This is a genomic window from Roseiterribacter gracilis (assembly GCA_018332375.1).
GTDB lineage: Bacteria > Pseudomonadota > Alphaproteobacteria > BOG-932 > Roseiterribacteraceae > Roseiterribacter > Roseiterribacter gracilis.
In genome coordinates this window covers 3271003-3293384 of the sequence record BOPV01000001.1, presented here as the reverse complement: position 1 = coordinate 3293384, position 22382 = coordinate 3271003, and the positions used below count along the sequence as shown (strand labels likewise).

Annotated in this window: 20 protein-coding genes; 8 read left to right on the top strand and 12 right to left on the bottom strand. The window is 64.5% G+C overall.

From position 1 onward, the window contains the following. Positions 1 to 17: 17 nt before the first annotated feature. Positions 18 to 1721, bottom strand: a complete 1704-nt coding sequence (locus TMPK1_RS16415) for a pyridoxal-phosphate dependent enzyme (RefSeq protein WP_420244318.1) — start codon at positions 1719 to 1721, stop codon at positions 18 to 20. Between TMPK1_RS16415 and TMPK1_RS16410 the strand changes: the two genes are divergently transcribed. From TMPK1_RS16410 to TMPK1_RS16395, 4 genes are all read left to right on the top strand, one after another. After that, the gene (locus TMPK1_RS16410; RefSeq protein ID WP_420244316.1) at positions 1716 to 2429 is read left to right on the top strand and encodes an ABC transporter ATP-binding protein; all 714 of its coding nucleotides are present in this window, start codon (positions 1716 to 1718) and stop codon (positions 2427 to 2429) included. The two genes, TMPK1_RS16415 and TMPK1_RS16410, sit on opposite strands and share 6 nt — an antisense overlap. Next, on the top strand, positions 2426 to 4939 hold the full coding sequence (locus tag TMPK1_RS16405; protein WP_420244314.1) for an ABC transporter permease: 2514 nt from the start codon (positions 2426 to 2428) through the stop codon (positions 4937 to 4939). The genes TMPK1_RS16410 and TMPK1_RS16405 overlap by 4 nt, the downstream gene beginning before the upstream one ends. Before the next feature lie 97 nt (positions 4940 to 5036). Then, on the top strand, positions 5037 to 5786 hold the full coding sequence (locus TMPK1_RS16400) for a Bax inhibitor-1/YccA family protein (RefSeq protein WP_420244312.1): 750 nt from the start codon (positions 5037 to 5039) through the stop codon (positions 5784 to 5786). A 176-nt stretch (positions 5787 to 5962) separates the two neighbouring features. Next, positions 5963 to 7360 (top strand): sigma-54-dependent transcriptional regulator, encoded by a 1398-nt coding sequence (locus TMPK1_RS16395; protein ID WP_420244310.1) that lies wholly within the window; start codon positions 5963 to 5965, stop codon positions 7358 to 7360. A gap of 3 nt (positions 7361 to 7363) precedes the next feature. Here TMPK1_RS16395 and TMPK1_RS16390 read toward each other — a convergent pair whose 3' ends face one another. After that, complete coding sequence (locus TMPK1_RS16390) at positions 7364 to 8968, bottom strand: ATP-binding protein (protein ID WP_420244309.1); 1605 nt, start codon at positions 8966 to 8968, stop codon at positions 7364 to 7366. After that, positions 8965 to 9414: a manganese-binding transcriptional regulator MntR gene (mntR, locus tag TMPK1_RS16385; protein WP_420244307.1), complete on the bottom strand. Its 450-nt coding sequence runs from the start codon at positions 9412 to 9414 to the stop codon at positions 8965 to 8967. Before mntR ends, TMPK1_RS16390 begins: the two co-directional genes overlap by 4 nt. Positions 9415 to 9478: 64 nt before the next feature. Between mntR and TMPK1_RS16380 the strand changes: the two genes are divergently transcribed. Further along, complete coding sequence (locus TMPK1_RS16380) at positions 9479 to 10786, top strand: Nramp family divalent metal transporter (RefSeq protein WP_420244306.1); 1308 nt, start codon at positions 9479 to 9481, stop codon at positions 10784 to 10786. Here TMPK1_RS16380 and TMPK1_RS16375 read toward each other — a convergent pair. Next, on the bottom strand, positions 10783 to 11676 hold the full coding sequence (locus TMPK1_RS16375) for a LysR family transcriptional regulator (protein WP_420244304.1): 894 nt from the start codon (positions 11674 to 11676) through the stop codon (positions 10783 to 10785). The genes TMPK1_RS16380 and TMPK1_RS16375 overlap by 4 nt on opposite strands. Positions 11677 to 11762: 86 nt before the next feature. On the opposite strand from TMPK1_RS16375, the gene TMPK1_RS16370 reads away from it, so the two are divergent. Then, positions 11763 to 12695: an NAD(P)H-binding protein gene (locus TMPK1_RS16370; RefSeq protein WP_420244303.1), complete on the top strand. Its 933-nt coding sequence runs from the start codon at positions 11763 to 11765 to the stop codon at positions 12693 to 12695. Here TMPK1_RS16370 and TMPK1_RS16365 read toward each other — a convergent pair. Continuing rightward, positions 12692 to 13153 carry a nucleoside deaminase gene (locus tag TMPK1_RS16365; RefSeq protein WP_420244301.1) on the bottom strand — a complete coding sequence of 154 codons (462 nt, stop codon included), beginning with the start codon at positions 13151 to 13153 and terminating at the stop codon, positions 12692 to 12694. The two genes, TMPK1_RS16370 and TMPK1_RS16365, sit on opposite strands and share 4 nt — an antisense overlap. Here TMPK1_RS16365 and TMPK1_RS16360 point away from each other — a divergent pair. Next, the gene (locus tag TMPK1_RS16360; RefSeq protein ID WP_420244300.1) at positions 13152 to 14381 is read left to right on the top strand and encodes a pseudouridine synthase; all 1230 of its coding nucleotides are present in this window, start codon (positions 13152 to 13154) and stop codon (positions 14379 to 14381) included. The two genes, TMPK1_RS16365 and TMPK1_RS16360, sit on opposite strands and share 2 nt — an antisense overlap. Before the next feature lie 32 nt (positions 14382 to 14413). Further along, positions 14414 to 14920, top strand: coding sequence for a 16S rRNA (guanine(966)-N(2))-methyltransferase RsmD (rsmD, locus tag TMPK1_RS16355; protein ID WP_420244298.1), 507 nt, complete (start codon positions 14414 to 14416; stop codon positions 14918 to 14920). Here rsmD and TMPK1_RS16350 read toward each other — a convergent pair. The 7 genes from TMPK1_RS16350 to pgi form a co-directional block, all read right to left on the bottom strand. Continuing rightward, entirely contained in the window at positions 14910 to 15467 is a 558-nt protein-coding gene (locus tag TMPK1_RS16350) for a DUF4142 domain-containing protein (protein WP_420244296.1), read from the bottom strand. The genes rsmD and TMPK1_RS16350 overlap by 11 nt on opposite strands. 58 nt (positions 15468 to 15525) lie before the next feature. Next, complete coding sequence (gene mutL, locus TMPK1_RS16345; RefSeq protein ID WP_420244294.1) at positions 15526 to 17286, bottom strand: DNA mismatch repair endonuclease MutL; 1761 nt, start codon at positions 17284 to 17286, stop codon at positions 15526 to 15528. Further along, entirely contained in the window at positions 17283 to 18017 is a 735-nt protein-coding gene (locus tag TMPK1_RS16340; protein WP_420244292.1) for an ArsR/SmtB family transcription factor, read from the bottom strand. Before TMPK1_RS16340 ends, mutL begins: the two co-directional genes overlap by 4 nt. 225 nt (positions 18018 to 18242) lie before the next feature. Next, positions 18243 to 18629: a c-type cytochrome gene (locus TMPK1_RS16335; RefSeq protein ID WP_420244291.1), complete on the bottom strand. Its 387-nt coding sequence runs from the start codon at positions 18627 to 18629 to the stop codon at positions 18243 to 18245. Continuing rightward, the gene (locus TMPK1_RS16330; protein ID WP_420244289.1) at positions 18626 to 20209 is read right to left on the bottom strand and encodes a flavin monoamine oxidase family protein; all 1584 of its coding nucleotides are present in this window, start codon (positions 20207 to 20209) and stop codon (positions 18626 to 18628) included. The genes TMPK1_RS16335 and TMPK1_RS16330 overlap by 4 nt, the downstream gene beginning before the upstream one ends. Positions 20210 to 20255: 46 nt before the next feature. Beyond that, positions 20256 to 20750, bottom strand: a complete 495-nt coding sequence (locus TMPK1_RS16325; protein ID WP_420244288.1) for a RidA family protein — start codon at positions 20748 to 20750, stop codon at positions 20256 to 20258. 64 nt (positions 20751 to 20814) lie between these two features. Then, positions 20815 to 22380, bottom strand: a complete 1566-nt coding sequence (gene pgi / locus TMPK1_RS16320) for a glucose-6-phosphate isomerase (RefSeq protein ID WP_420244287.1) — start codon at positions 22378 to 22380, stop codon at positions 20815 to 20817. Between the last annotated feature and the right edge of the window lie 2 nt (positions 22381 to 22382).

The window sequence follows — 22382 nt, the reverse complement described above, 5'->3', positions numbered from 1 at the left end:
GTCGATCTGTCGCGCGCCTAGCGTGCCTGCAACCAGCCCGGCAGGAACGAGTTCGGATCGACGCTGCTATCGGCTTCGTACGAAACCCGCGCATCGGCGAGCGCAGTCTGCAGCTGGCCTTGCTTCCAGGCCGCAAGCAGATCGGTGGCGCCACCGAACAATTTGCCGCCGATAAAAATCTGCGGAACGGTTGCCAGCGACGTTTTTGCAGTCAGCGCCGCGCGGATGGCAGCGCCCCGCCCGCCCGCCTGATATTCGACCGAGTCGATATCGACCGAGCGGTACGGAATCTTGAAGCGCGCGAACAATTTGCGCACCGACCAGCAGAACTCGCACCATTCGAGCGCGAACATCACGACCGGCTTGGCTGGATCGGCGATCGCCTGCTCGACGAACGCGACCGCATCTTTGTCCAGCGCGACGGCGTTTGCGACCGGTGCTGCGGGTGCGGCCGGCGGCGGCGCCACGTCGAACCGGTAATTCGGCGTCGATTTGGAGATCTTCATCTCGTCGTCGTTCATGTCGGCCTGGATGTCGGCGAACAACGGCGTGCTGAGATAACGTTCGCCCGTATCGGGCAACATGCACAAAATGGTCGAACCGGCCGGCGCGGTTTCGCACAGCTTCAACGCACCCGCCAACGCGGCGCCCGCGGTGATGCCGACGAAGATGCCTTCCTTCTGCGCCAGCTCGCGCGACAGGCGCATCGCGTCGTTGCCGTCGATCGGCACGATCTGGTCGATCAGATGCATCGACACCGCGTCTTCGGCCAGCTTCGAAATGAAATCGGGGCTCCAACCCTGCATCGGATGCGGGCGGAAATTGGGATGGCTGGCGGTGATCGTGCCGTCGGCGGCGCGCGCCTGCGCGATGCCGCTGCCCAGCAGCTGGGAATTGTCGGGCTCGCACACCACGATTTTCGTATCGGGCCGTTCCTGACGTAGCACGCGCGCAACGCCTTTCAGCGTGCCGCCAGTGCCAAAACCGGTGACGAGATAGTCGAGCTTTTCGCCGTCAAAGTCGGCCAGGATCTCGCGGGCCGTTGTCCGCGAATGCACGTCCGCGTTGGCTTCGTTGTCGAACTGGCGTGTCAGGAACCAGCCGTGCGTCTCGGCCAGCTCGACCGCCTTGGCCAACATGCCGCTGCCTTTTTGGAAGGCAGGTGTCAGCACGACCTTGGCGCCGAGGAAGCGCATCAGCTTGCGGCGCTCGACGCTGAAGCTTTCGGCCATTACGACGACCAGCGGATATTTCTTTTGCGCACACACCATGGCGAGACCAATGCCGGTGTTGCCGCTGGTGGCTTCGATCACAGTCTGACCCGGGCGCAACTTTCCGCTGCGTTCGGCATCTTCGATCACGCCCAATGCGAGACGATCCTTGACCGATCCCATCGGGTTGAAGGCTTCGACCTTGACGTAAAGTTTTACGTGCGCGGGCGCCAAGTTGTTGATGCGGATGACGGGCGTGCCGCCGACCGTCGCCAGGATATTGTCGTACTTCGCCATGATCTGTGTTTTCTTGCCTTGCTCCCTATGTTTTGGACTGCGACTACCTACATTTCGGATGCGCAATTCACCGACATAGGGATGGTTGACGTGATGCATGCCGAACCGGCCGCGAATGCGGCCGAAATCGAGATACATGTGATGAATCGCGGCAACTTGCGCCACAGAAACAGCGCGCGTCCAGCGCATTTTGCACATCAGTGAGTCATGCAAAATCACTCTTCCGCACCGATCGTTGACCTCGCCGGCGTGCATCTCGAACTGCGCAGCGAGGCGGGACTGGTTCGCGTCTTGCGCGGCGTCGATCTGTCTTTGTTGCGCGGCGAGACCGTCGGACTGGTTGGTCCATCGGGATCGGGCAAATCATCGCTGCTGATGATCATGGCCGGACTGGAACGTGCAACGTCGGGTTCGGTGCGCGTCGCCGACGCTGATCTATCGAACCTAAGCGAAGACTCACTTGCGCGCTGGCGGCGCGACAAAATCGGGATCGTGTTCCAGGACTTTCATCTGGTCCCGACCATGACCGCGCTGGAGAACACCGCGCTGCCATTGGAATTCGCCGGTCGCGCTGATGCGTTCGATGCCGCGCGCGCGGCGCTGGCGCGCGTCGGGCTGGAACATCGCTTGACGCATTATCCCGGGCAGTTGTCGGGCGGCGAACAGCAACGTGTCGCGCTGGCGCGCGCTGCAGTCGTGCAGCCGCAATTGCTGCTGGCCGACGAGCCGACCGGCAATCTCGATCACGACACTGGCGAACGTGTCATCGACCTGATGTTCGAATTAGCCGAAAGTTTTGGCACGACCTTGCTGCTGATCACGCACGACAACGATCTGGCGGCGCGCTGCAAACGTATCGTGCGCATGGCCGACGGACGTATCGCCAGCGAAAGCACCAACCCGGTGCGCGTACGAGCATGAATATCAGCTGGCGCATCGCGCGCCGTGAATTGCGCGGCGGCCTGGCCGGGTTTCGCGTCTTCGTCGCGTGTTTGGCGCTGGGCGTTGCCGCAATCGCGTCCGTGCAAACGCTGTCGAACGGCATTCGCACCGGCCTGCGCGCTGACGCGCGTGGCTTGCTGGGTGGCGACTTGTCGGCACGCATTCTCTATCGCGATCTGAATCCACCCGAACAAGCTGCGCTGGCTGCGTTGGGGAAAACCACGCAGACGGTCGAGATGCGCGGCATGGCGCGTATGGGCGACGCAACCGCGCTGGTGGAAACCAAAGCCGTCGACGACGCCTATCCGTTGGTGGGCAAGGTCGCGTTGGCGAGCGGTCAGCCGCTCGACGCAGCCTTGGCCGAGAAAGACGGGCTGAACGGCGCCGTCGTCGAGCAGCAAGTACTCGACCGGCTGGGCGCAAAGATCGGCGACGTGGTCGAGCTTGGTGAAGGGCGCGTGCGCCTGACCGACGTAATCGAGAAAGAACCCGACCGGATCGGCAGCGGTGGATTCACGCTGGGTCCGCGTCTGTTGTTGTCGAAGCGCGCGCTGGACGCGACGTCGCTGATCCAACCCGGCGCGATGATCTATCGCGACACCAAGCTGTTGTTGAACGACAACGGCAATCCACGCGCCACCGTGCAGCGTCTGCGCAACGACTATCCGCAAGCGGGCTGGCGTCTGCGCGATTCGAGCGACGCGGCGCCGGAATTCGCGCGCTTCCTGGCGCGGCTGACGTCGTTTCTGACGTTGGTCGGCTTGACCGCGCTGCTGGTCGGCGGCGTTGGCGTGTCGAACGCGGTTGCCTCCTATCTCGACGGCAAAGTCGCGACCATCGCGACGCTCAAATGTCTGGGCGCACCGTCGCGCACCATCTTTCGCGCCTATCTGATTCAGATCGGCGCGCTGGCGTTGCTAGGCGCAGTGATCGGTCTGTGCTTCGGCATTGCGCTGCCGCGGGTTGCGGTCTCGCTGCTCGCCGATCTGCTGCCGGTCTCGGTGCGGATCGGATTCGACGGGCCGGGTCTTGCGCTCGCTGCTGCGTATGGATTGCTGGTGGCGCTCGCCTTTTCGGTCGCCGCACTGGGACGGGCCGCAACCGTGCCCGCCGCCTCGCTGTTCCGGTCGAACACGACGCCGCCCGTGACCTCGCTGTCGCTGCGCGTGAAGCTGCTGTTGGGCGCCACCGGTGCGGCGTTGGTCGCGTTGGCCCTGGCGACGTCGCGCGATTTCGGATTCGCCGCATCGTTTGTTGCGGGCGCAATCGCAGCTTTGGCGATCTTCCGCCTGGCCGGCATTGCAATCGTGCGCGGCGCGCGTGCGTTGGGCCGGCCGCGTGCGCCGACCTTGCGTTTGGCGCTGGCCAATTTGCATCGTCCCGGCACGCCCGCGCACGCCGTCGTGCTGTCGCTTGGGCTCGGCCTGACCGTGCTGGTCGCGATCGCCGAGATCGAAGGAAATTTTCAGCGCCAGGTGCAGGACGAGCTTCCCGCCGAAGCGCCGAGCTTTTTCTTCGTCGATATTCAGCCCGACCAGCGCGACGCGTTGCGTGCCGCGGTCGAAGCGATTCCGGGCGCCGGCAAAGTCGACATGGTGCCAGCACTGCGCGGACGCATTCTGGCGGCGCGCGACGTGCCCGCCGACCAGGCGCTGGTCGACAAGCGCTATGATTGGATTCTGCGCGCCGATCGCGGCATCACCTATGCGGGCCCGCAGCCCAAAAATTCGACCGTGATCGAAGGCACCTGGTGGCCCGCCGATCGCACCAGCGGCGCGCCGCTCGTGTCGGTCGCGAAAGAAGTCGCACTCGCTTTCGGTTTGCATCCCGGCGACAAAATCTCGGTCGACATCGTCGGACGCAAAGTCGACGCGACCGTCGCCAACATTCGCGAACTGGATTGGGGACGGCTCGGCATCAACTACACGCTGGTCTTTGCGCCGGGCCTGTTGGAAGCCGCACCGCAGACCGCGATCGCAACCGTGCGATCGACGCCCGAAGCAGAACCCGCGATCGAACGCGCTGTGACGCGTGGCTTTGCCAACGTCACCGCGGTGCGCGTCAAAGATGCGCTCGCCACGGTTGGACAATTGATCGGCAATATCGGCGCCGCCGTGCGCGCGGTTGCAGCGGTCGCGCTGGTTGCGGGGACGCTCGTTCTTGCCGGCGCGGTTGCCGCCGGCCATCGACGGCGGGTCTACGACGCCGTCGTTCTGAAAGTATTGGGCGCGACCCGCGGCCGCGTGCTTGCGGCGTTTTTGCTCGAATACGGGCTGTTGGGGCTGGTCACTGCCGCGGTCGCGGCCGGACTCGGCGCGTTGGTCGCCTGGGCTGTCGTCACCCAGGTCTTGGACCTGCGCTGGACATTGTTACCGGGGGCGGTCGGGTTGACCGCGTTGGGCGCCGCCGCGATCACGCTGGCGCTCGGATTCGCCGGGACCTGGCGCGCCTTGTCCCAAAAAGCGGCCCCATTGCTGCGAAATCAGTAGCAACACCCCTTACCTGGGGCTGGCATTGAAGTTCGGCGCAATCCACCCGATATTTCCCGGGTCGGACAACCCTTTTTGGCAGGAACGGCCCCACCCCATGTCCTTCGACCTCAACCCTCGTTACGCACAACCAGGCCTCGCCGATCGTGCGTCGTTTGACGCGGGCCTGCGCGCGCACATGCTGCGCGTTTACAATTATATGGCCGGTGGCCTTGCGCTCTCCGGCGTCGTCGCCGCGCTGATCGCCTTTTCGCCTGAGGTCCGCGCGATCTTTTTCTCGGTCAATCCGCAGACGCTGCGGCCTGCGCCGAACCTTCTCTATTGGGTCGCGGTGCTTGCGCCGATCGGCCTGATCTTCTGGATGAGCTTCGGCGCCCAGCGCATGCAGTTCAGCACGATGCGCACGGTCTACTGGGTCTTCACGGCCCTGCAGGGCGTGAGTCTGTCGATGCTGCTGTTGCACTACACCGGCGCCAGCGTCGCGCAGACCTTCTTCGTCACGGCCGCCGCCTTCGCGGGCCTGTCGTTGTACGGCTACACGACCAAGCGCGACCTGTCGGGCTTTGCGACGTTCCTGATCATGGGTCTGATCGGCCTGATGATCGCGAGCATCGTGAACATCTTCCTGCACTCGTCGGGTCTGAACTTCATCATCAGCGCCGCGGGCGTGTTGATCTTCGCGGGCCTGACCGCGTGGGATACGCAGCGCATCAAGGAACAGTACAGCGAAGCCTATGGCAGCGAATCCGCAGGCAAGTTGGCGGTGTGGGGCGCGCTCAGCCTCTATCTCGACTTCATCAACCTGTTTCAGTTTCTGCTGTCGTTCATGGGCCAGCGCCGCGACTGACAAACGGCGATTCGCGTTCTGCGCACCGCCAGTTGGCATCGCGTTTACACGCTGTTCGCAAAAAAGCCGCCCGGGAAACCGGGCGGCTTTCGTTTTTAGGGCGCTGTTTCATTTTCGATTTCGAAAGGGCGTGGCAGGATCGTCGCGAATAGCGAAGTGATCAAAGCAACCGTCCGATGCCCCAAACCGATGCCCCAATCCTACTGATTGAAGACACGCCGGCTTTGGCGCGTCTGTATCAGGAGTATTTGGCCAAGACGCAGCGCCGCGTGGCGCATGTCGAGACCGGGGCTGAGGCGCTGGCGGCGCTCGACGCGATGAAGCCGCAGCTGGTGCTGCTGGATTTGAAGCTGCCCGACATGGACGGAATGTCCGTGCTGCAAGCTGTGAAAACCAAGTCTCCGGAAACCGCGGTCGTGGTCATCACCGCCAATGGCAGTGTGAATGTCGCGGTCGAGGCAATGAAGGCGGGTGCCGACGATTTCCTCGTCAAACCCTTCACCGCGGAACGGCTGGTCGTCACCGTGACCAACGCGCTCGATCTCAGCACGTTGAAGCGCAAAGTCGATCACTACGAGCGCAACCGCTATCACGGCTTTCTCGGCTCCTCGATGGCGATGCAGGCCGTCTACCGCATCATCGAAAGCGCGGCTGCGTCGAAGGCGACCGTGTTCATCACCGGCGAAAGCGGCACCGGCAAAGAAGTCGCCGCCGAAGCGATTCACGCACAAAGCCCGCGCGCGAAACGTCCGTTCGTGCCGCTGAATTGCGGCGCCATTCCGCGCGACCTGATGGAAAGCGAGATCTTCGGCCACGTGAAAGGCGCTTTCACCGGCGCGGTGGTCGATCGCGACGGTGCCGCCCGCCTGGCCGACGGCGGCACCTTGTTCCTCGACGAAATCTGCGAGCTGGATATCAACCTGCAGACCAAGCTGCTGCGGTTCCTGCAAACCGGCAGCTACGTCGCAGTTGGCGGCACCAAGACCGAGCGCGTCGATATCCGCGTCGTCTGCGCCACCAATCGCGATCCGTTAAAAGAAGTCGAAGCCGGGCGCTTCCGCGAAGATCTGTACTACCGGCTGCACGTCATTCCGCTGCAACTGCCGCCGTTGCGCGAACGCGGAGAAGACGCGTTGGAAATCGCCTCGGCGCTGCTCGCCGAATATACGCGCGAAGAAAAGAAGCGCTTTGTCGGGTTCGATCCCGACATCGAACGGCTGCTGTTGCAGTATGACTGGCCGGGCAATGTGCGCCAGGTGCAGAACGTGATCCGCAACATCGTCGTGTTGCATGACGGCGCCGTCGTCAGCGCCGAGATGTTGCCGGAACCGTTGAAAGGCCTGCTGTCGCCGAGCAATGCAACGACGCCGAACACGGGCTGGCGCCAACCGATGCGGCCCGAGATCATTCGTCCGCTGGCCGAAATCGAACGCGAGATGATCGAGCGTGCGATCAACGCATGCGGCGGTTCAATCCCCAAAGCAGCCGAATTGCTGGCCGTCGCACCGTCGACGATCTACCGCAAGAAGCAGGTTTGGGAAGCCGAAGACGCGGGCCAACAGCTCGCAAGCTGAGCGCTACTGATAATAGCCGCGTGCGCGATAGGCGTGCTCGGCATCAATCACCAACGACGCCAAGCCGTTGGCTTGATTGCGCACCGTGTCGAGCGCGCGGGCGCGAATAGCCGATTCAATCGCCGCCGCACGCGCTGCCAGCGCAGCAGCGCCGAAGGTTTCCGCGCTGCCTTTCATCGCGTGCGACTCATGTTCGATCTGCGCGATCGCTTCGGCTGCGTCCAGCCGTCCAACCGCCGCTTCGATGCGCGCTGCACGGTTGCGCGCTTCTTCGAGGAACACGCCCAGCAGCCGCGTCAACGCGCCCGGTTCGACTTCCTGCAGCAACCGCACGACGATGGTTTCGTCGATTGCGGGCCGCGGCTCGTCGAGCGGACCCAGCCAACGCGTTAGCATCGCCAGCAGATTGGCGCGCTCGATCGGCTTGGTGAGATAGTCGTCCATGCCGGCATCGCGGCAGCGCATTTCATCGGCCGCCAACGCGTTCGCGGTCATCGCAATCACCGGCACTTGCGCAACCGGCGGGCCCAGCGCGCGAATTGCGCGCGTCGCTTCCAGCCCGTCCATCACCGGCATCGCGACGTCCATCAGCACCAGGTCGTAGGCGGTCTGTTGCAGACGTTCGATCGCCTGCATACCGTTCTCGACCGCATCGACGATCAGCGGCGCGGTCTTCAACATCGCGAGCGCGACGGCGCGATTGGTCGGACTGTCTTCGACCAGCAACACCTGCAGACGGCGCCGCATCGGTGGTGCAACCGGTAGCAAGGACGGCGGTGCCGGCTCGTCGGTTGCGACCGGGCGCGCACAGGCCGGCGCCAATTCTTCGGCGCGCGGCAGAAGCAGGCGCACGCGGAATCGCGCACCGGTGCCGGGCGTGCTTTCGGCCTCGACCGTTCCGCCCATCAACTCGACCAGCCGGCGTACGATCGCCAATCCCAACCCGGCGCCGCCGACGCGCGTCGCTTGCGGCCCTTGCACAAAATCGTCGAACAGCGTGCTGGCCAGCGCCGCGTCAAAACCAGGCCCGGTGTCGCTGACTTCGATCACCAGCGCGAAGCGCCCATCCGGCGTCGGTGTTGCGGCGGCGCGCAACCGCACCAATCCGCGTTCGGTGAATTTGATCGCGTTGCCGACCAGGTTGAACACGATCTGGCGCAGACGCCGCGCATCGCCGTTCAGCCACGACGCTTCGCCGAGCGCGATTTCGCTTTCAAAGCGCAAGCCCTTCGCAGCAGCGCGCGGGCGGATCAGATCGACGATGCCGCCGAACAAGCTGGTCGGCTGAAACGGCGCGACCATCAACATCTGACTGCCCGATTCCGCGCTGCCCAATTCGAGCAAATCGTCGAGCAGCCCGATCAGACCATGTCCGGATTGCCGCGCAGTTTCGACCCAGCCGCGGCGTTGCGTGTCGAGACCGCTTTGTCCCAACACGTCGAGTAGGCTGAGCATCGCATGCAACGGATTGCGGATTTCATGCGCAACGGTGGCAAGAATGCGCGCGTGGGTTTCGCCCGCTTGCCGCAACCGCATCTGCGCATCGAGCAGCTGCGCGCGCAGCCGTTGTAACTCTGTTTCGGCCTCGGCGTTCGGGCCCGGCTTCATCGCCGCCTTCGTCCGGCGCGCGCGATCACGCGCTCGAACGCCGCCAAGGTCGCGGCGCTGACGTGATGCTCAATCCCTTCTGCGTCGATCGCCGCAGTCGCTTCATCGACGCCGATTGCGAGCAAAAAATCATGCACGATTTCGTGTCGCTTCTTCGCCTCAGCCGCGATCGCAGCCCCTTCATCGGTCAGGAAGATCGAGCGATACGGCAGAGTCCGCACATAGCCGTCGCGCACCAGGCGCTGCACCGTCTTGGCCACGGTGGCGTGGCTGACGCCCAGACGCTGCGCCAGGTCGGTCAGGCGTGCTTCGCCCTGGCTGCCGATCAGATCGGCGATCAGTTCGAGATAATCCTCGGTCGAGGCACGGCCGTCGGCGCGGCGCGCCTCGTGGAATCCCGCGACTTGCGTATCGATTTCGGTCAGCGGGACGGGTCGGGGTGCCATCGCCGCCAAGATGCAGCCCCCTCCATCGCTTGACAATGTCGGGCTTGGGCCGAAGATTTCAGCCATGGCTAAACTCCCCGATCCCGGCACTGGGACGCTCGGCGCGGCACACGCTTCGATTCCGGTGACCGGCAAGGGCGCGTGGCGCCTGCTCGCCTTCCTCGGACCGGGCTATCTCGTGTCGGTCGGCTATATGGACCCGGGCAACTGGGCCACCGATCTGGCCGGCGGCTCGGCCTACGGCACGACGCTTTTGTCGGTCATTCTTCTGTCGAACCTGATGGCGGTGTTGCTGCAGGCGCTGAGTCTCAAACTCGGCATCGCCAGCGGACTCGATCTCGCCCAGGCATGCCGCGCGCGTTTTTCCCGCCCGGTCGCCATCTCGCTGTGGCTGCTGGCCGAAGTCGCGATCTGCGCCTGCGATCTTGCCGAAGTGATCGGCACCGCAATCGCGCTGCAATTGTTGTTCGGCTTGCCGCTGGTGCAAGGCGTGGTGCTGACCGCAGCCAACGTGCTGGTAATTTTATGGCTGCAGTCGCGCGGCTTCCGCCGTCTTGAAGCCTTCGTCATTGCCCTGATCGCGATCGTCTTCGTCGCTTTCGTGATTCAGCTGATCTTCGCCGGCCCGTCGATGGGCGAAGTATTGCTGGGATTCATTCCCGACCCGCGCATCATCACCGATCCGGCCATGCTCTATGTCGCGATCGGCATTCTGGGCGCGACGGTGATGCCGCATAATCTCTATCTGCATTCGTCGATCGTGCAGACGCGCGCCTATGTGCAGGACGAAGCCGGCAAGCGCGACGCGATCCGTTGGGCGACGTGGGATTCGACCATCGCTTTGTCCTTCGCATTGCTGGTCAATGCCGCGATCCTGATTCTTGCGGCCTCGACGTTCCACACGACCGGCCGCACCGAAGTCGCCGAAATCCAAGAAGCGCACGCTTTGTTGACGCCGCTGCTGGGCACGTCGCTGGCCTCGACCTTGTTCGCGGTGGCATTGCTTGCGTCGGGCCAGAACTCGACCATCACCGCAACGCTCGCGGGGCAAATCGTGATGGAAGGCTTCGTCAATCTACGGATGAAGCCGTGGGCGCGACAGCTGCTGACGCGCGGCCTGGCGATCATTCCCGCTGCCATCGTCGCGTCGTTCTATGGTGAAAGCGGCACCGCAAAATTGCTGGTGCTGAGCCAGGTGGTTCTGTCGTTGCAACTGCCGTTCGCGGTGATCCCGCTGGTGATTTTCACCGCCGACAAAAAGCTGATGGGTCACTTCAAAAATCGCCGCCTGACCACGATCGTCGCCTCGATCGTTGCAGCACTGATCGTGGTGCTGAACGCCAAGCTGCTGTGGGATGTGGTGACCGGCTAGGTTTTCAGATAGGCGCTCAGGCCCTCAACCAGCGCGTCGAACACGACGCGACAGCGCAAGGTCGCGCGCTGGTCTTCATGCATCGCGACCCAACATTCGAGCGGCACCGAGAAGACGCTCGGCAGAATGCGCACAAGGCCCGGCGCACGCCGGCCGAGCGGAACCTGACACACGCCGATGCCGTAGCCGGCGCGAATTGCTGCCAGTTGCGCCAGGTCGTTGTCGGCGCGCAGCGAAAACATTTCGCGCGTGACGGCGTGATTGCCGATCGTAAGACCGCGCGCAAACAGGCTGGGCTGGTCGAACCCGACGACCGCGTGTTGTGCGAGATCGGCTGCGGTGCGCGGCTTGCCCGCACGCGCCAGATAGGCGGGATGCGCGTGCAAGCCCAGTTCGATCGCACCGATCCGTTTGGCCACCAGCGCGCGTTGCGTCGGCTGCACCATGCGCACCGCAATGTCGGCGTCGCGACGTAGCAGATCTTCGTTGCGGTTCGACACGACGAGTTCGATCACCAGACCGGGATGCGCGTGGCGCAGCTCGGCCAGGATCGGCGGCAGGACTTCGATACTGATCACTTCGCTGGCGGTCAGCCGCACCGTGCCGCGCACCTCGTCCTGCGATCCCGATGCAACGCGCAGCAGCGCATGCGCGCTGGCTTCGAGCGCCTCGGCATAGGGCCGAAGTTCGAGCGCTGCCGCGGTCGGGGTCAGCCCGGCCTGCGAGCGCGTGAACAGCGAGATCTTCAGCCGGTGTTCCAGCTCCAGCACGTGCCGGCCCAAGGTCGGCTGCGCCAGACCCAGGCTGCGCGCGGCGCCCGACAACGATCCGTCGCGCAGAATCGCGAGGAAGGAGCGGTACAGGTCCCAGCTTGGCGGGGCGTCGGCCATACGAAAATGTATAGCAACTGACCGGACTTGGCGAATTCCGTTTATCAGCCCGCGCGACGATCTTCTGGCCAACCAAGGAGACGAAGATGCGTAGCGAACGAATTGCCCTGGTGTTGGGCGCGACGGGCGGGATCGGAGGTGAAGTGACGGATGCGCTGTTGCGCAACGGTTGGGCGGTGCGCGCGCTGCACCGTCGCGCTGCGTCGATGCCGGCGCGTCGCGGCGTCACCTGGATCCAGGGCGATGCGATGGTGCGCGAAGACGTCGTCGCGGCCGCAACCGGCACCGCGGCCATCATTCACGCGGTGAACCCGCCGGGCTACCGCAACTGGAACGAGCTGGTCGTGCCGATGGTCGAGAATTCGATCGCGGCCGCGCAAGCAAGCGGTGCGCGCATCGTGCTGCCGGGCACGATCTATAATTACGGACCCGACGCCTTCCCGTTGCTGCGCGAAGAGTCGCCGCAACGTCCGCGCACGCGCAAAGGCGCCATTCGCGTCGAGATGGAGCGACGGCTGCGCGACTCCGGCGTGCCGGTTCTGATCGTTCGCTTCGGTGATTTCTTCGGACCCAAGCCGGGCCAGAACTGGTTTTCGGGCGGCATGGTGAAGCCGGGCAAGAAGCCGCGCAGCATTCTCGATCCCAACACGCGCGGCGTCGCGCATAGCTGGGCCTATCTGCCTGACGCGGCAGCGGCGATCGCGCAATTGCTCGACAAACCGCTCGATCGCGTTGCGCTGTTTCACTTTGCCGGCCATGTCGATCGCGACGGCGGCGAGATGACGGCTGCAATCCAGCGTGCCGTTGGCGGCGCTCGAGTCTGGTTCTTTCCGTGGTTCGTCTTGCGGCTGCTGGCGCCGTTCGTGACGTTGCTGCGCGAGATGAAAGAGATGCGCTATCTCTGGCGCACCGACATTCGCATGGACAATCGCAAGCTGGTCGCAGTGCTGGGCGCCGAGCCGCATACGCCGCTCGATGAAGCAGTGCGCACCAGCCTGCGCGCGCTAAACTGCATCTAGCGTAGCGTCTGGAAAAACTGCCGCAGCAATTCGGCGCCGGCGCTTTCTTCGACGCCGCCGATCACTTCCGGCCGGTGATGGCAGGTCGGCTGCGAGAAAAAACGCGGCCCGTGTTCGACCGCACCGCCTTTGGGATCGTAGGCAGCGAAGGTGACGCGTTTCAGCCGCGCAAAAGCGATCGCAGCGGCGCACATGGCGCACGGCTCCAAGGTCACGAACAGCTCGCAATCGGGCAGGCGCGCGTCGCCGCGCACGCGCGCGGCTTCGCGGATCACCAGCATCTCGGCATGCGCAGTCGGGTCGCGATCGATCTCGGTGCGATTGGCGGCCGTGGCCAACACGGTGCCGTCGCCCGCGACCAGCACGGCACCGACCGGCACCTCGCCTGCGCGACCGGCGGCCGCGGCAAGGTCCAGCGCCTGGGCCATTGGCCCGCGCATCGTTAGAGTCGTCTGCATGGCAGATGACGATAAAGACGGCGAGCGGATCGCGAAACGCCTGGCACGCGCCGGCCTCTGTTCCCGGCGCGACGCCGAGCGCTGGATCCTGGAAGGGCGCGTTGCGGTGAACGGGCAGGTCCTGACCACGCCTGCTTTCGTGGTCAAAGAGTCCGACGACATCGTCGTCGACGGCAAAGCCGTGCCCAAAGCCGAAGCGACGCGGCTGTGGCGCTATCACAAGCCGTCCGGGTTGGTGACGACGGCGCGCGACGAAAAAGGCCGGCGCACCGTGTTCGAGGCCTTGCCCAGCGACATGCCACGCGTGGTTTCCGTCGGACGTCTGGATTTGACGTCCGAGGGACTGTTGCTGCTGACCAATGACGGCGAGTTGGCGCGTCATCTCGAATTGCCCGCAACCGCCTGGACGCGCCGCTATCGCGCGCGTGCCTTTGGTGAGGTCAACGAAGCCCAGCTGGCCAAGTTGGCAAACGGCATCGAGATCGAAGGCGTGCGCTACGGCGCAATCGAAGCGGTGTTGGAGCGACGACAAGGCGCCAATGCGTGGATCCTGGTCGGCCTCAAAGAGGGCAAAAACCGCGAAGTGCGCAAAGTGCTCGAACATCTCGGCCTGCGCGTGAACCGATTGATCCGCGTCGCCTACGGACCGTTCCAGCTTGGCAAGCTGGCCGAAGGCGGCGTCGAAGAAGTGCCGAAGCGCGTCGTGCAGGAGCAGCTTGGCGCGTTTCTGGGACTTGCAGCGCCGAAGCCGAAACTGGCACCGGCAGCGCCGCGCAAATCGACAACTGCGCCGACCTATTCGCGTCCACGCCATGTGCCGGAACGCACCGACGAGCGCCCGCCGTCGCGCACCCGACCAAAACAGCGCACTGCGTCGCGCAGCGACGATCGTGCGCCGTCGCGCGACGCACCGAAACGTGCGCCCGCGCGCGGCGACGAGCGCGGCCCTGCACCGTCACGCGACGGGCGCGCGCCGGCACGTCGCGACGATCGTGGCCCGTCACGCGACGCACCAAAACGTGCACCTGCACGCGGTGACGATCGGGGACCGGCGCCATCGCGCAGCGGTCCGAAACGCGCAGCACCGCGCAGCGATGATCGCGGCGCAGCGCCGTCGCGCGGGCCGAAAGGCGGACCTGCGCGCAGTGGCAGCGGTGGTCGCGGGCCTGCGCCGCGCGGAAGCGGCGGTGGCGGTGGTGGCCCGCGCGGACGGAAAAACGCGCGTTGAGAATCGTTGCGGGGAAATGGCGCGGCCGACCCTTGGAGTCGCCGCACGGCGAAGCGACGCGTCCGACCGGCGATCGCGTACGCCAAGCTTTGTTCGACATGCTGAACAGCCGCGTCGAATTCGACGGCATGCACGTGCTCGACGCCTTCGCAGGCACGGGCGCGTTGGGGCTGGAAGCGTTGTCGCGCGGCGCTGCGCACGCGACCTTCTTTGATCGCGACACAGCCTGCGTCGCGCTGGTGCGACGCAACGTGCAGACTTTCAGCGCCAATGCGCAGATCCTGCGCGCCGACGCGACGCGACCGCCGCGCGCCGGACAAGCCTGCGATTTGATTTTTCTCGATCCGCCTTACGCGAAAGGCCTGCTCGCGCTGGCCGTGCCGGCACTGCAGGCAGCGGGTTGGTTCGTCGATGACGCGATCATCGTCGCCGAGATGAGCAGCGAGCTGCCCGAAGCGGCACCGGCCGGCGTCGAAACACTCGATGCGCGCGACTATGGCGCCGCACGCATCGAGCTGTGGCGTGTTGCTACGACTTAACGCCGTTCGCGGCGGCGAGCTTCTGGACGTGATCCAGATGCGCATCGATCGTCGGCGTTGCCTTGGCGACCGCTGCACGTAGATCGGCGTCCTTCAGCTTGGTGCCGTCGCCGTGGAACAATTTCGCCGCGTCTTTGTGACCGTCGACCTGGCCTTTCAAATATTCCTTGTCGAAGTCGGCGCCCGACAAGGCGCTCAGCTTTTTGACCTTGTCGTCGATCGACGAGTCGCGCGGCGGCACCGGGATGTTCTTCGACTTCGCCAAGGTGCCCATCTCGGTCGACAGCTTGGTGTGATCGTCGATCATCTGCTGTGCGAACTTCTTGATGTCGGGCTTGGTCGCCTTGGTGACGGCGACTTTCGAGGTTTCGATCTCGGTCATGTCGGACGTCGCCGCCTTCTTCACGAAGTCGACGTCGGAATCAGCCGGCGCGTTTAACGGCGCCGTCGGCGCCGGCTTGGCAATGCCGGGCGCGGTCTGCGCCTGTGCACCACAAGCAGTCAGGCACAGCGCCATTGCGGCGCTGGTCAGCAAAAAACGGGTCATCGTCGTCTCTCCCCAAATCTATCCCTGGGGAGCGAACGGAAGCAGCCGTGTGCGGTTCCTACCGGCGCTCGAACAGTCGCTCGATATCGCTCAGTTTCAGCTCAATCCACGTCGGCCTGCCGTGATTGCATTGTCCGGCCAGCGGCGTGTGTTCCATCTGGCGCAGCAGCGCGTTCATTTCGTCGACCGACAGCGAGCGGCCGGCGCGCACCGAGCCGTGGCACGCCAGGCGCGACAAGACCGCGTCGATCCGGCTGCGCAACGGCGCCGCGTCATCGAACTCGGCAAGTTCGTCGGCCAGGTCGCGCACCAGCGCCGTGACGTCGCCCTTGGCGAGCGGTGCCGGCACTTCGCGCACCAGGATCGCGCCATGGCCGAACGGCTCGATCACCAGACCCAGCGCGCCGAGATCGTCAGCGCGCGACAGGATGCGATCGACGCCGCCGGAATCGAGTTCGACCACCACCGGCATCAGCAGCGCCTGACGCGGCACCGCACCCGCTTCGAGCGCCGACTTCATCCGTTCATAGACGAGCCGTTCGTGCGCCGCGTGCTGATCGACCAGCACGATCCCGTCATTGGTCTGCGCCACGACATAGGTGCCATGGAGTTGCGCGCGGGCGGCACCGAGTGGGAACGACACGATTGTCGGCGCAGTTGCCGTTGCCGCCGGCTCGGAGGTGCGCGCCGAAGGTGCGGCGCCGAGCGCAAGCGGTGCCTGTTCGAAATAGGGTGACGGTGTTTCGCCGACGAAGTGCGGCATGATGCTGGTCGCGCCGCTATAGGGCCGCAACGACGCCAGCGCATCCGTGGCCAAGGTCGGCGCGGTGCGGCCCGCATGTTGGGTCAGCGCGCGGCGGATCGAACCAACGATCAGCGCGCGCACCAGCGACGGATCGGCGAAGCGCACTTCGGTTTTCGCCGGATGCACGTTGACGTCGAGGGCCGCCGTCGGAACGGTGAGAAACAAGGCCAATGCTGCGTGCCGGTCGCGCGGAATCGTGTCGCCATACGCGCCCTTGATCGCACCCAACAGCAGCCGGTCGCGCACCGGACGACCGTTCACGAACAGATATTGCGAGGCTGCGGTCGATTTGTTGAAGGTCGGCAGACCGATCGAACCCGCAATCGCCGATCCGTCGCGCGATTCTGCAATCTCGATCGCGGCCATGCCGAACTCGCCGCCCAACACCGACGCGATGCGCGTTGCGGAGTCGTTCGCAGGCTCGAGCCGCAACGCGACGCGATCGTCCAAGGTCAGTTCGAACGCGATCTTGGGATGCGCCATCGCCAGACGTTCGAGCACGTCTTCGGCGTGGCTGGCTTCGGTGCGCGCAATCTTGAGGAACTTCAACCGCGCCGGCGTCGCGTAAAACAAGTCGCGCACCGTCACCGTCGTGCCGTAGGCGCGCGCGGCGGGTGCGACCGGACCCAACTTGCCGCCTTCGACGGTCAAGGTCGCGGCGCTGTCATCGATGCGGCGTCGCGAGGTCAAGGTCAGGCGCGCAACCGCGCCAATCGACGGCAAGGCTTCGCCGCGAAACCCCAACGTCTTGATCGCATCGAGCCGGTCGTCGGGCAGTTTCGAGGTCGCGTGGCGTTCGACCGCCAGCAGCAACTCGTCGGGACCCATGCCAATCCCGTCATCGTCGACCTGGATCAAGGTGCGACCGCCATCGCGCAGACGCACCGCGATGCGCGTTGCACCCGCATCGATCGCGTTCTCGACCAATTCCTTCACCGCCGCAGCGGGCCGCTCAACCACCTCACCCGCAGCGATGCGATTGACCAGCGTTTCGGGTAGGCGACGAATGGTCATCGCGCACCTCGTTTCGTCGGCGCACGAAAGCCGCTGTCATCGACCGACAGGCCGAATTCGTCCTGCAACGCGCGCAAGCCTTTCGGCGTGACGCGTGCCGAACGATCGTCCTTGGCGCGCGCGACCCAGCCGCTGTCTTCCATCAACGTGGCGAGCGCGGTGCCGAGCGCGCCGGCGACATGCGGGCGGCGCTCGCTCCAATCGAGACAACGGCGTGCGAAATGCCGGCGATGCGACCGTGCGCTTTCGAGGTCGAGCCCCAGCGCAGCAAAGCGCTTGGCGCCCGACGGCGTGACCAGGAAATCGTCGCCGTCTTCTTTGATCGCGCCGCTGCGCAGCAACGAATCTGCCAGCGCGACACCCAACGTGCCGGCGAGATGGTCGTAGCAAAAGCGCGCCTTGCGCAGTGCCTCGCCGCAGCCGCGCGGTGCGGGAACTGCAGCAGGCGGCGCCAAGGTCGACAGCAGCTCGACCGCGCGCGCAACGCGCGCATCGGCGAGTTCGTAATAGCGATGGCGTCCTTGCGCGCGCGCACGCACCAGGCCGGCGCTTTCCAGCTTGGACAAATGTTCGCTGGCGGTCGCAGCGGCAACGCCGGCGCGCCACGCCAATTCACTGGCAGGCAGGGCCAATCCGCCCATCAATGCCTGCAGCATCGCGGCGCGACTGGGCGCAGCAACGGCGGCGGCGAGTGCGGGTAAATCGGGGTCTGCAGGCACGTTTCGGTTCATGACGAAACGTCTACGCCGGGAGCCCGAGTCCCCGCAACTGCGACCGTTTCGGTCGTGGCCGAAACGATGGTCGGCACGTGTTGTCCTGCGCGTTTGCTTGAGCGATTGCGCGGCTGGGTTCGGTGACGACGCCCTTCGCACCGTTCGAACGCCCGACCTGCACGCCGGGCAAATTCATCGACGCGATGGTGCTGCGCTACTGCCCCGCGACCTTGGCTGCTTGCGCTAGTTCCCCAACGGTCCCGTCGGCCCGCCGCTGGCGGGCAAGGTTGCGCGCATTGCTGCGACGACGTCGGGCAGCACGGGTGCTGCGCTGTTGCCGAAGGACGAGCGCACGAAGCTCAACACGTCGGCGATCTGCTGATCGGTCATCAAACGTTTGAAGGTCGGCATCCCGCCTTTGCCGACCAGCAACATGCGCGACAGCAAAGCCGGATCGCCCAGCACCAGCGCGTCGCCAGCAAGCGCGGGAAATGCGCCTTTGACGCCTTTGCCGGTCGGCTGGTGACAGGCGGCGCATTTCTGCTTGTAGAGCACCTCGCCCGCCGCAACGTCTTGCGCTGCGCACGGCGCTGCAACCAGCAACGCGAAGAGAGTGACCGCGACTTTCATGCTTGCTGTGCTCGCTGATGGATTTTTTCGATTTGCTGCCACGCCGATTCAATCGCGCCGGCCTGCCAGCCGCCGAGATAGGACAGATGCTCGCCCGCGAGATAGATGCGGCCGTCGGCATTGAGGAGTTTGGGATAGGAGTCTTTGCGCGCTTCCGCGGTCCAGTTCGCCCAACCACCAAGATTGTATTTGGCGAGATGCCAGAACCAGGAAAAGCCGCGTTCGAAATTGGCGCGGTAGCTTCCCGGGAACACCGCTTCGCCAGCTGCGAGCGCATAGTCGATGCGCTCCTTGAGCGACATGGCGCTGACTTCAGTTGCGCCGTCGAAGAGCAGATAGGCGCCGAGCAGCGTGCCCTTCTGCCCCTGAAAATTATTCGACGGCAGACTGATCTGGCGGATCGCGGGATGATCGAGTTTGACGTGGCCGCCATAGATGCCGTCGTCTTCTTCCCAGAAGCGACGCTTCATCTGCAGCCCGATCTTGCCAACCGGCACATAGGTCGCGTCGTCCATCGCGGCGCGGAAGTCGTCCGAGAACGGCGTGTCGATCGAACGCAACACCGACAAGGGAATTGTACAAAGACAGAAGTCGCCGGTGACGCTGGCGGTCTTGCCCGTCTTGGTGTCGACATAGTTCACCGTGACCGCTTTGTCGGTCTGGCGGATCTGCTGCACTTCGCAATTGAAGCGCAGCATCGGCGCGTTGCGCTTCTCGAATGCTTTGGCGATCTGATCCATGCCGCCGACCGGCTGGAACATGGTCAGCGGATGGGTGTACTCGCCGACCTGGAAGTCGCGCCACAAATGCGACTGCAACAGATCGGATAGGCCGTACGGATCGTCGATCGTGCCGGGCTGGTCGCCCGCACCAGGCGGTTTGACGTAACCGCGCAAGTCGCTGCCGCGATAGGCGAGATCTTTCTTCAGCCGCCCGCTCGACGCGAGATAGTCGAGGAAGAGTTCGCGATCTTCCGCCCGTACTTGCTGATCGAGTTGGCCGCTGGTGGCGGCTTTCGCGATCAATTCGTTCACGCGACCGCGCAGGTCGGTTTTGACTTCGTACTGGCGCACGCGCTTGCCTTTCAGCGCGCCGCTGCCGTCATTGTGCTGCATCCAGGCGGCATCGTTGTCGTTGACCATCGTCTCCAACGGCACGCCGAACTGCTTGGTGTAGTGCAAGGTCGAGCGGTGGTGGAACGGGATGCGCCACGGGCCGATATTCAGATACTCGCCTGGATCGAAATCGCAGCGTTGCGTTTCGCCGCCAAGTTCGGTCGCGGTGAAACCACGCCGCGCCGTCTGCACGCGACCACCGGCAAAGCCGCGCGCTTCAAGCACGATGCAGCGATAGCCGAGTTTGTTGAGTTCGAACGCGGCCACCTGCCCAGCATGGCCGGCGCCGAGAATGACGATGGTTTTGCCTTTGCCCGCACCGGTCAGCGCCGGCGGCGCCGTAGCGGCGGATGCGGTGGGCACATGCCACGCATCCATCGCCGCCATCACCATTGCAGTGCCACCAACCGCGCCAAGCCGCTCCAAGAACGCACGCCGCGACGTGCCCGATTCCTGCTGCTCCATCTTCCCTCGCAAAAGCTCGAGGGTCGTTTCCTGCCCTAAGCTTTTTTTATTTGCCGCGCGCGGCGACGACTTCGATTTCCACCAACATACCGGAGGCCGCGAGTGCAGCGACTTGCACCGTCGTGCGCACCGGCTTGTTCGGTTGTTCCTTGGTGCCGAAGAACTGCACGTAGCCTTTCATCATGCCCGCGAAGTCCATCTTGTTGTCTTTCGCAGGATCGCCGACGAGGTAAACGCGCATCGCAATAATATCGCTCATCGTCAGCTTCTGACCTTTGAGCGTTTCTTCGATTCGCTTGAGCACGTTGACCGTTTGCGTCTCGGTGTCGCCGAAAGACGCGACGGTGCCTTTCGGCGCGTTCTGATCGACGACGGGCGGAACGGTGCCGCTGAGATAGATCGTGTCGACACCCGCCGGCACCGTCACCACCGATGCGATCGGCGATTCACCTTGGACGCGCGTAACGTCGGCGGCGTTTGCAGAGATGTCTGCGGTGGTGGCTGCCAATGCAGCCGCGACGAAACACAAAGCCAGGCGCATGTGATTCCCCTCTTTTCAGCCGGGGAACATCGAGCCGCAACGCGCGGCCGAGTGCAAGCGAAGCTTACGCGTCGCGACTCCAGTCGATCAGCGCGTTGGTCGACGCGTCATGCGGCTGGCGTGCGCCGCCTTCGATCTCGGCCAGGATCGTCGATGCGAGCTGCTTGCCCAATTCGACGCCAAACTGATCGAACGAATTGATGTTCCAGATCACGCCCTGGACGAAGACTTTATGTTCGTAGAGCGCCAGCAACTGGCCCAGCGTGAACGGCGACAATTCGTCGAGCGCGAATGTTGTTGTCGGCCGGTCGCCGCTGAAGACCCGATGCGGTTCCAGCGAATGCTTTCCCTGCAACAAAGCTTCGGTTTGCGCGATGCCGTGGCTGAGCAGGATGCGTTGATGCGCGCCGTCGCCCAACGGGTGATGCGACCTGCGCACCAGAATGAAATCCGCCGGTATCACGGTCGTGCCCTGGTGGATCAGTTGGTAGAACGCGTGCTGGCCGTTGGTCCCGGGTTCGCCGAACACGATCGGGCCGGTGTCGTAATCGACCGGATTGCCGTCGCGATCGACCGACTTGCCGTTGGACTCCATGTCGAGCTGCTGCAGGAACGCCGGCAGCCGCGCCAGCGACTGGTCGTAGGGCAGCACCGCTAGCGCCGGCAGGTTCCAGAAATTGCGGTACCAAATGCCGGTCAGCGCCAGCAGCACCGGCAGATTGTCGGCGAGCGGTGCGGACCGAAAATGCGTGTCCATCGCGCGCGCGCCTGCAAGCAAGGCGCGGAAATTCTCCATGCCGATCTGCAGCGCGATCGGCAAACCAATCGCGCTCCACAGGCTGTAGCGGCCGCCGACCCAATCCCAGAAGCCGAACATGTTGGCGGGATCGATGCCGAACTGCTTCACGCCGCTGCCGTTGGTCGACACGGCGACGAAATGTTTGGCGACGGCTGCCTCACCCAACGCAGCGACCAACCATGCGCGCGCGCTGGTCGCGTTGGTCAGCGTTTCCTGCGTCGTGAACGTCTTGGACGCGATCACGAACAAGGTCGTGGCGGGATCGAGCCTGTCGAGCGCGGTCGCGAGATGCGTACCGTCGATATTCGACACGAAGCGCGTCTTGAGTTCGGGCGAGCCGTACGGCTCGAGCGCCTGGCACACCATCGCAGGACCGAGATCCGATCCGCCGATGCCGATATTCACGATCGTGCGAATACGCTGGCCGGTGGCGCCGGTCCAGACGCCGCTGCGCACGCGGCCGACGAAACTGTCGATGCGCGTCAACACTTCGGCGACTTGCGCCGGCGGTTGTTCGGCGCGCAGCGCCGTGTGCAGCACGGCACGGCCTTCGGTCAGGTTGATCGACTCGCCCGCGAACATGCGGTCGCGCCAAGTTTCAACGTCGCGCGCCTTGGCCAGCGCCAGCAGCGCGTCGAGCGTTTCGGGATCGAGATGCGTCTTGGACAGATCCAGGCGCAACCCGCCCAGCACGCGCGTATAGCGCTCCGCGCGATGCGGATCCTGCTCGAACAGGGCGGCGATACGCCCCTTCGTTGCATAGGCCCCACGCCACGTCGCACGTAGCTGGGTGAGCTTCTTCCATTCCTGGCTGTCGGTCAGTGCGGACATGA

Bases quoted from the DNA above. Each gene is read 5' to 3' on its own strand.
- TMPK1_RS16340 (WP_420244292.1), bottom strand. From the start codon at position 18,017: ATGAACCGAAACGTGCCTGCAGACCCCGATTTACCCGCACTCGCCGCC.
- TMPK1_RS16350 (WP_420244296.1), bottom strand. From the start codon at position 15,467: ATGACCCGTTTTTTGCTGACCAGCGCCGCAATGGCGCTGTGCCTGACT.
- TMPK1_RS16400 (WP_420244312.1), top strand. From the start codon at position 5,037: ATGTCCTTCGACCTCAACCCTCGTTACGCACAACCAGGCCTCGCCGAT.
- mntR (WP_420244307.1), bottom strand. From the start codon at position 9,414: ATGGCACCCCGACCCGTCCCGCTGACCGAAATCGATACGCAAGTCGCG.
- TMPK1_RS16365 (WP_420244301.1), bottom strand. From the start codon at position 13,153: ATGCAGACGACTCTAACGATGCGCGGGCCAATGGCCCAGGCGCTGGAC.
- TMPK1_RS16375 (WP_420244304.1), bottom strand. From the start codon at position 11,676: ATGGCCGACGCCCCGCCAAGCTGGGACCTGTACCGCTCCTTCCTCGCG.
- TMPK1_RS16380 (WP_420244306.1), top strand. From the start codon at position 9,479: ATGGCTAAACTCCCCGATCCCGGCACTGGGACGCTCGGCGCGGCACAC.
- TMPK1_RS16370 (WP_420244303.1), top strand. From the start codon at position 11,763: ATGCGTAGCGAACGAATTGCCCTGGTGTTGGGCGCGACGGGCGGGATC.
- mutL (WP_420244294.1), bottom strand. From the start codon at position 17,286: ATGACCATTCGTCGCCTACCCGAAACGCTGGTCAATCGCATCGCTGCG.
- TMPK1_RS16335 (WP_420244291.1), bottom strand. From the start codon at position 18,629: ATGAAAGTCGCGGTCACTCTCTTCGCGTTGCTGGTTGCAGCGCCGTGC.
- TMPK1_RS16395 (WP_420244310.1), top strand. From the start codon at position 5,963: ATGCCCCAAACCGATGCCCCAATCCTACTGATTGAAGACACGCCGGCT.
- TMPK1_RS16325 (WP_420244288.1), bottom strand. From the start codon at position 20,750: ATGCGCCTGGCTTTGTGTTTCGTCGCGGCTGCATTGGCAGCCACCACC.
- TMPK1_RS16330 (WP_420244289.1), bottom strand. From the start codon at position 20,209: ATGGAGCAGCAGGAATCGGGCACGTCGCGGCGTGCGTTCTTGGAGCGG.
- TMPK1_RS16360 (WP_420244300.1), top strand. From the start codon at position 13,152: ATGGCAGATGACGATAAAGACGGCGAGCGGATCGCGAAACGCCTGGCA.
- TMPK1_RS16405 (WP_420244314.1), top strand. From the start codon at position 2,426: ATGAATATCAGCTGGCGCATCGCGCGCCGTGAATTGCGCGGCGGCCTG.
- pgi (WP_420244287.1), bottom strand. From the start codon at position 22,380: ATGTCCGCACTGACCGACAGCCAGGAATGGAAGAAGCTCACCCAGCTA.
- TMPK1_RS16390 (WP_420244309.1), bottom strand. From the start codon at position 8,968: ATGAAGCCGGGCCCGAACGCCGAGGCCGAAACAGAGTTACAACGGCTG.
- TMPK1_RS16410 (WP_420244316.1), top strand. From the start codon at position 1,716: ATGCAAAATCACTCTTCCGCACCGATCGTTGACCTCGCCGGCGTGCAT.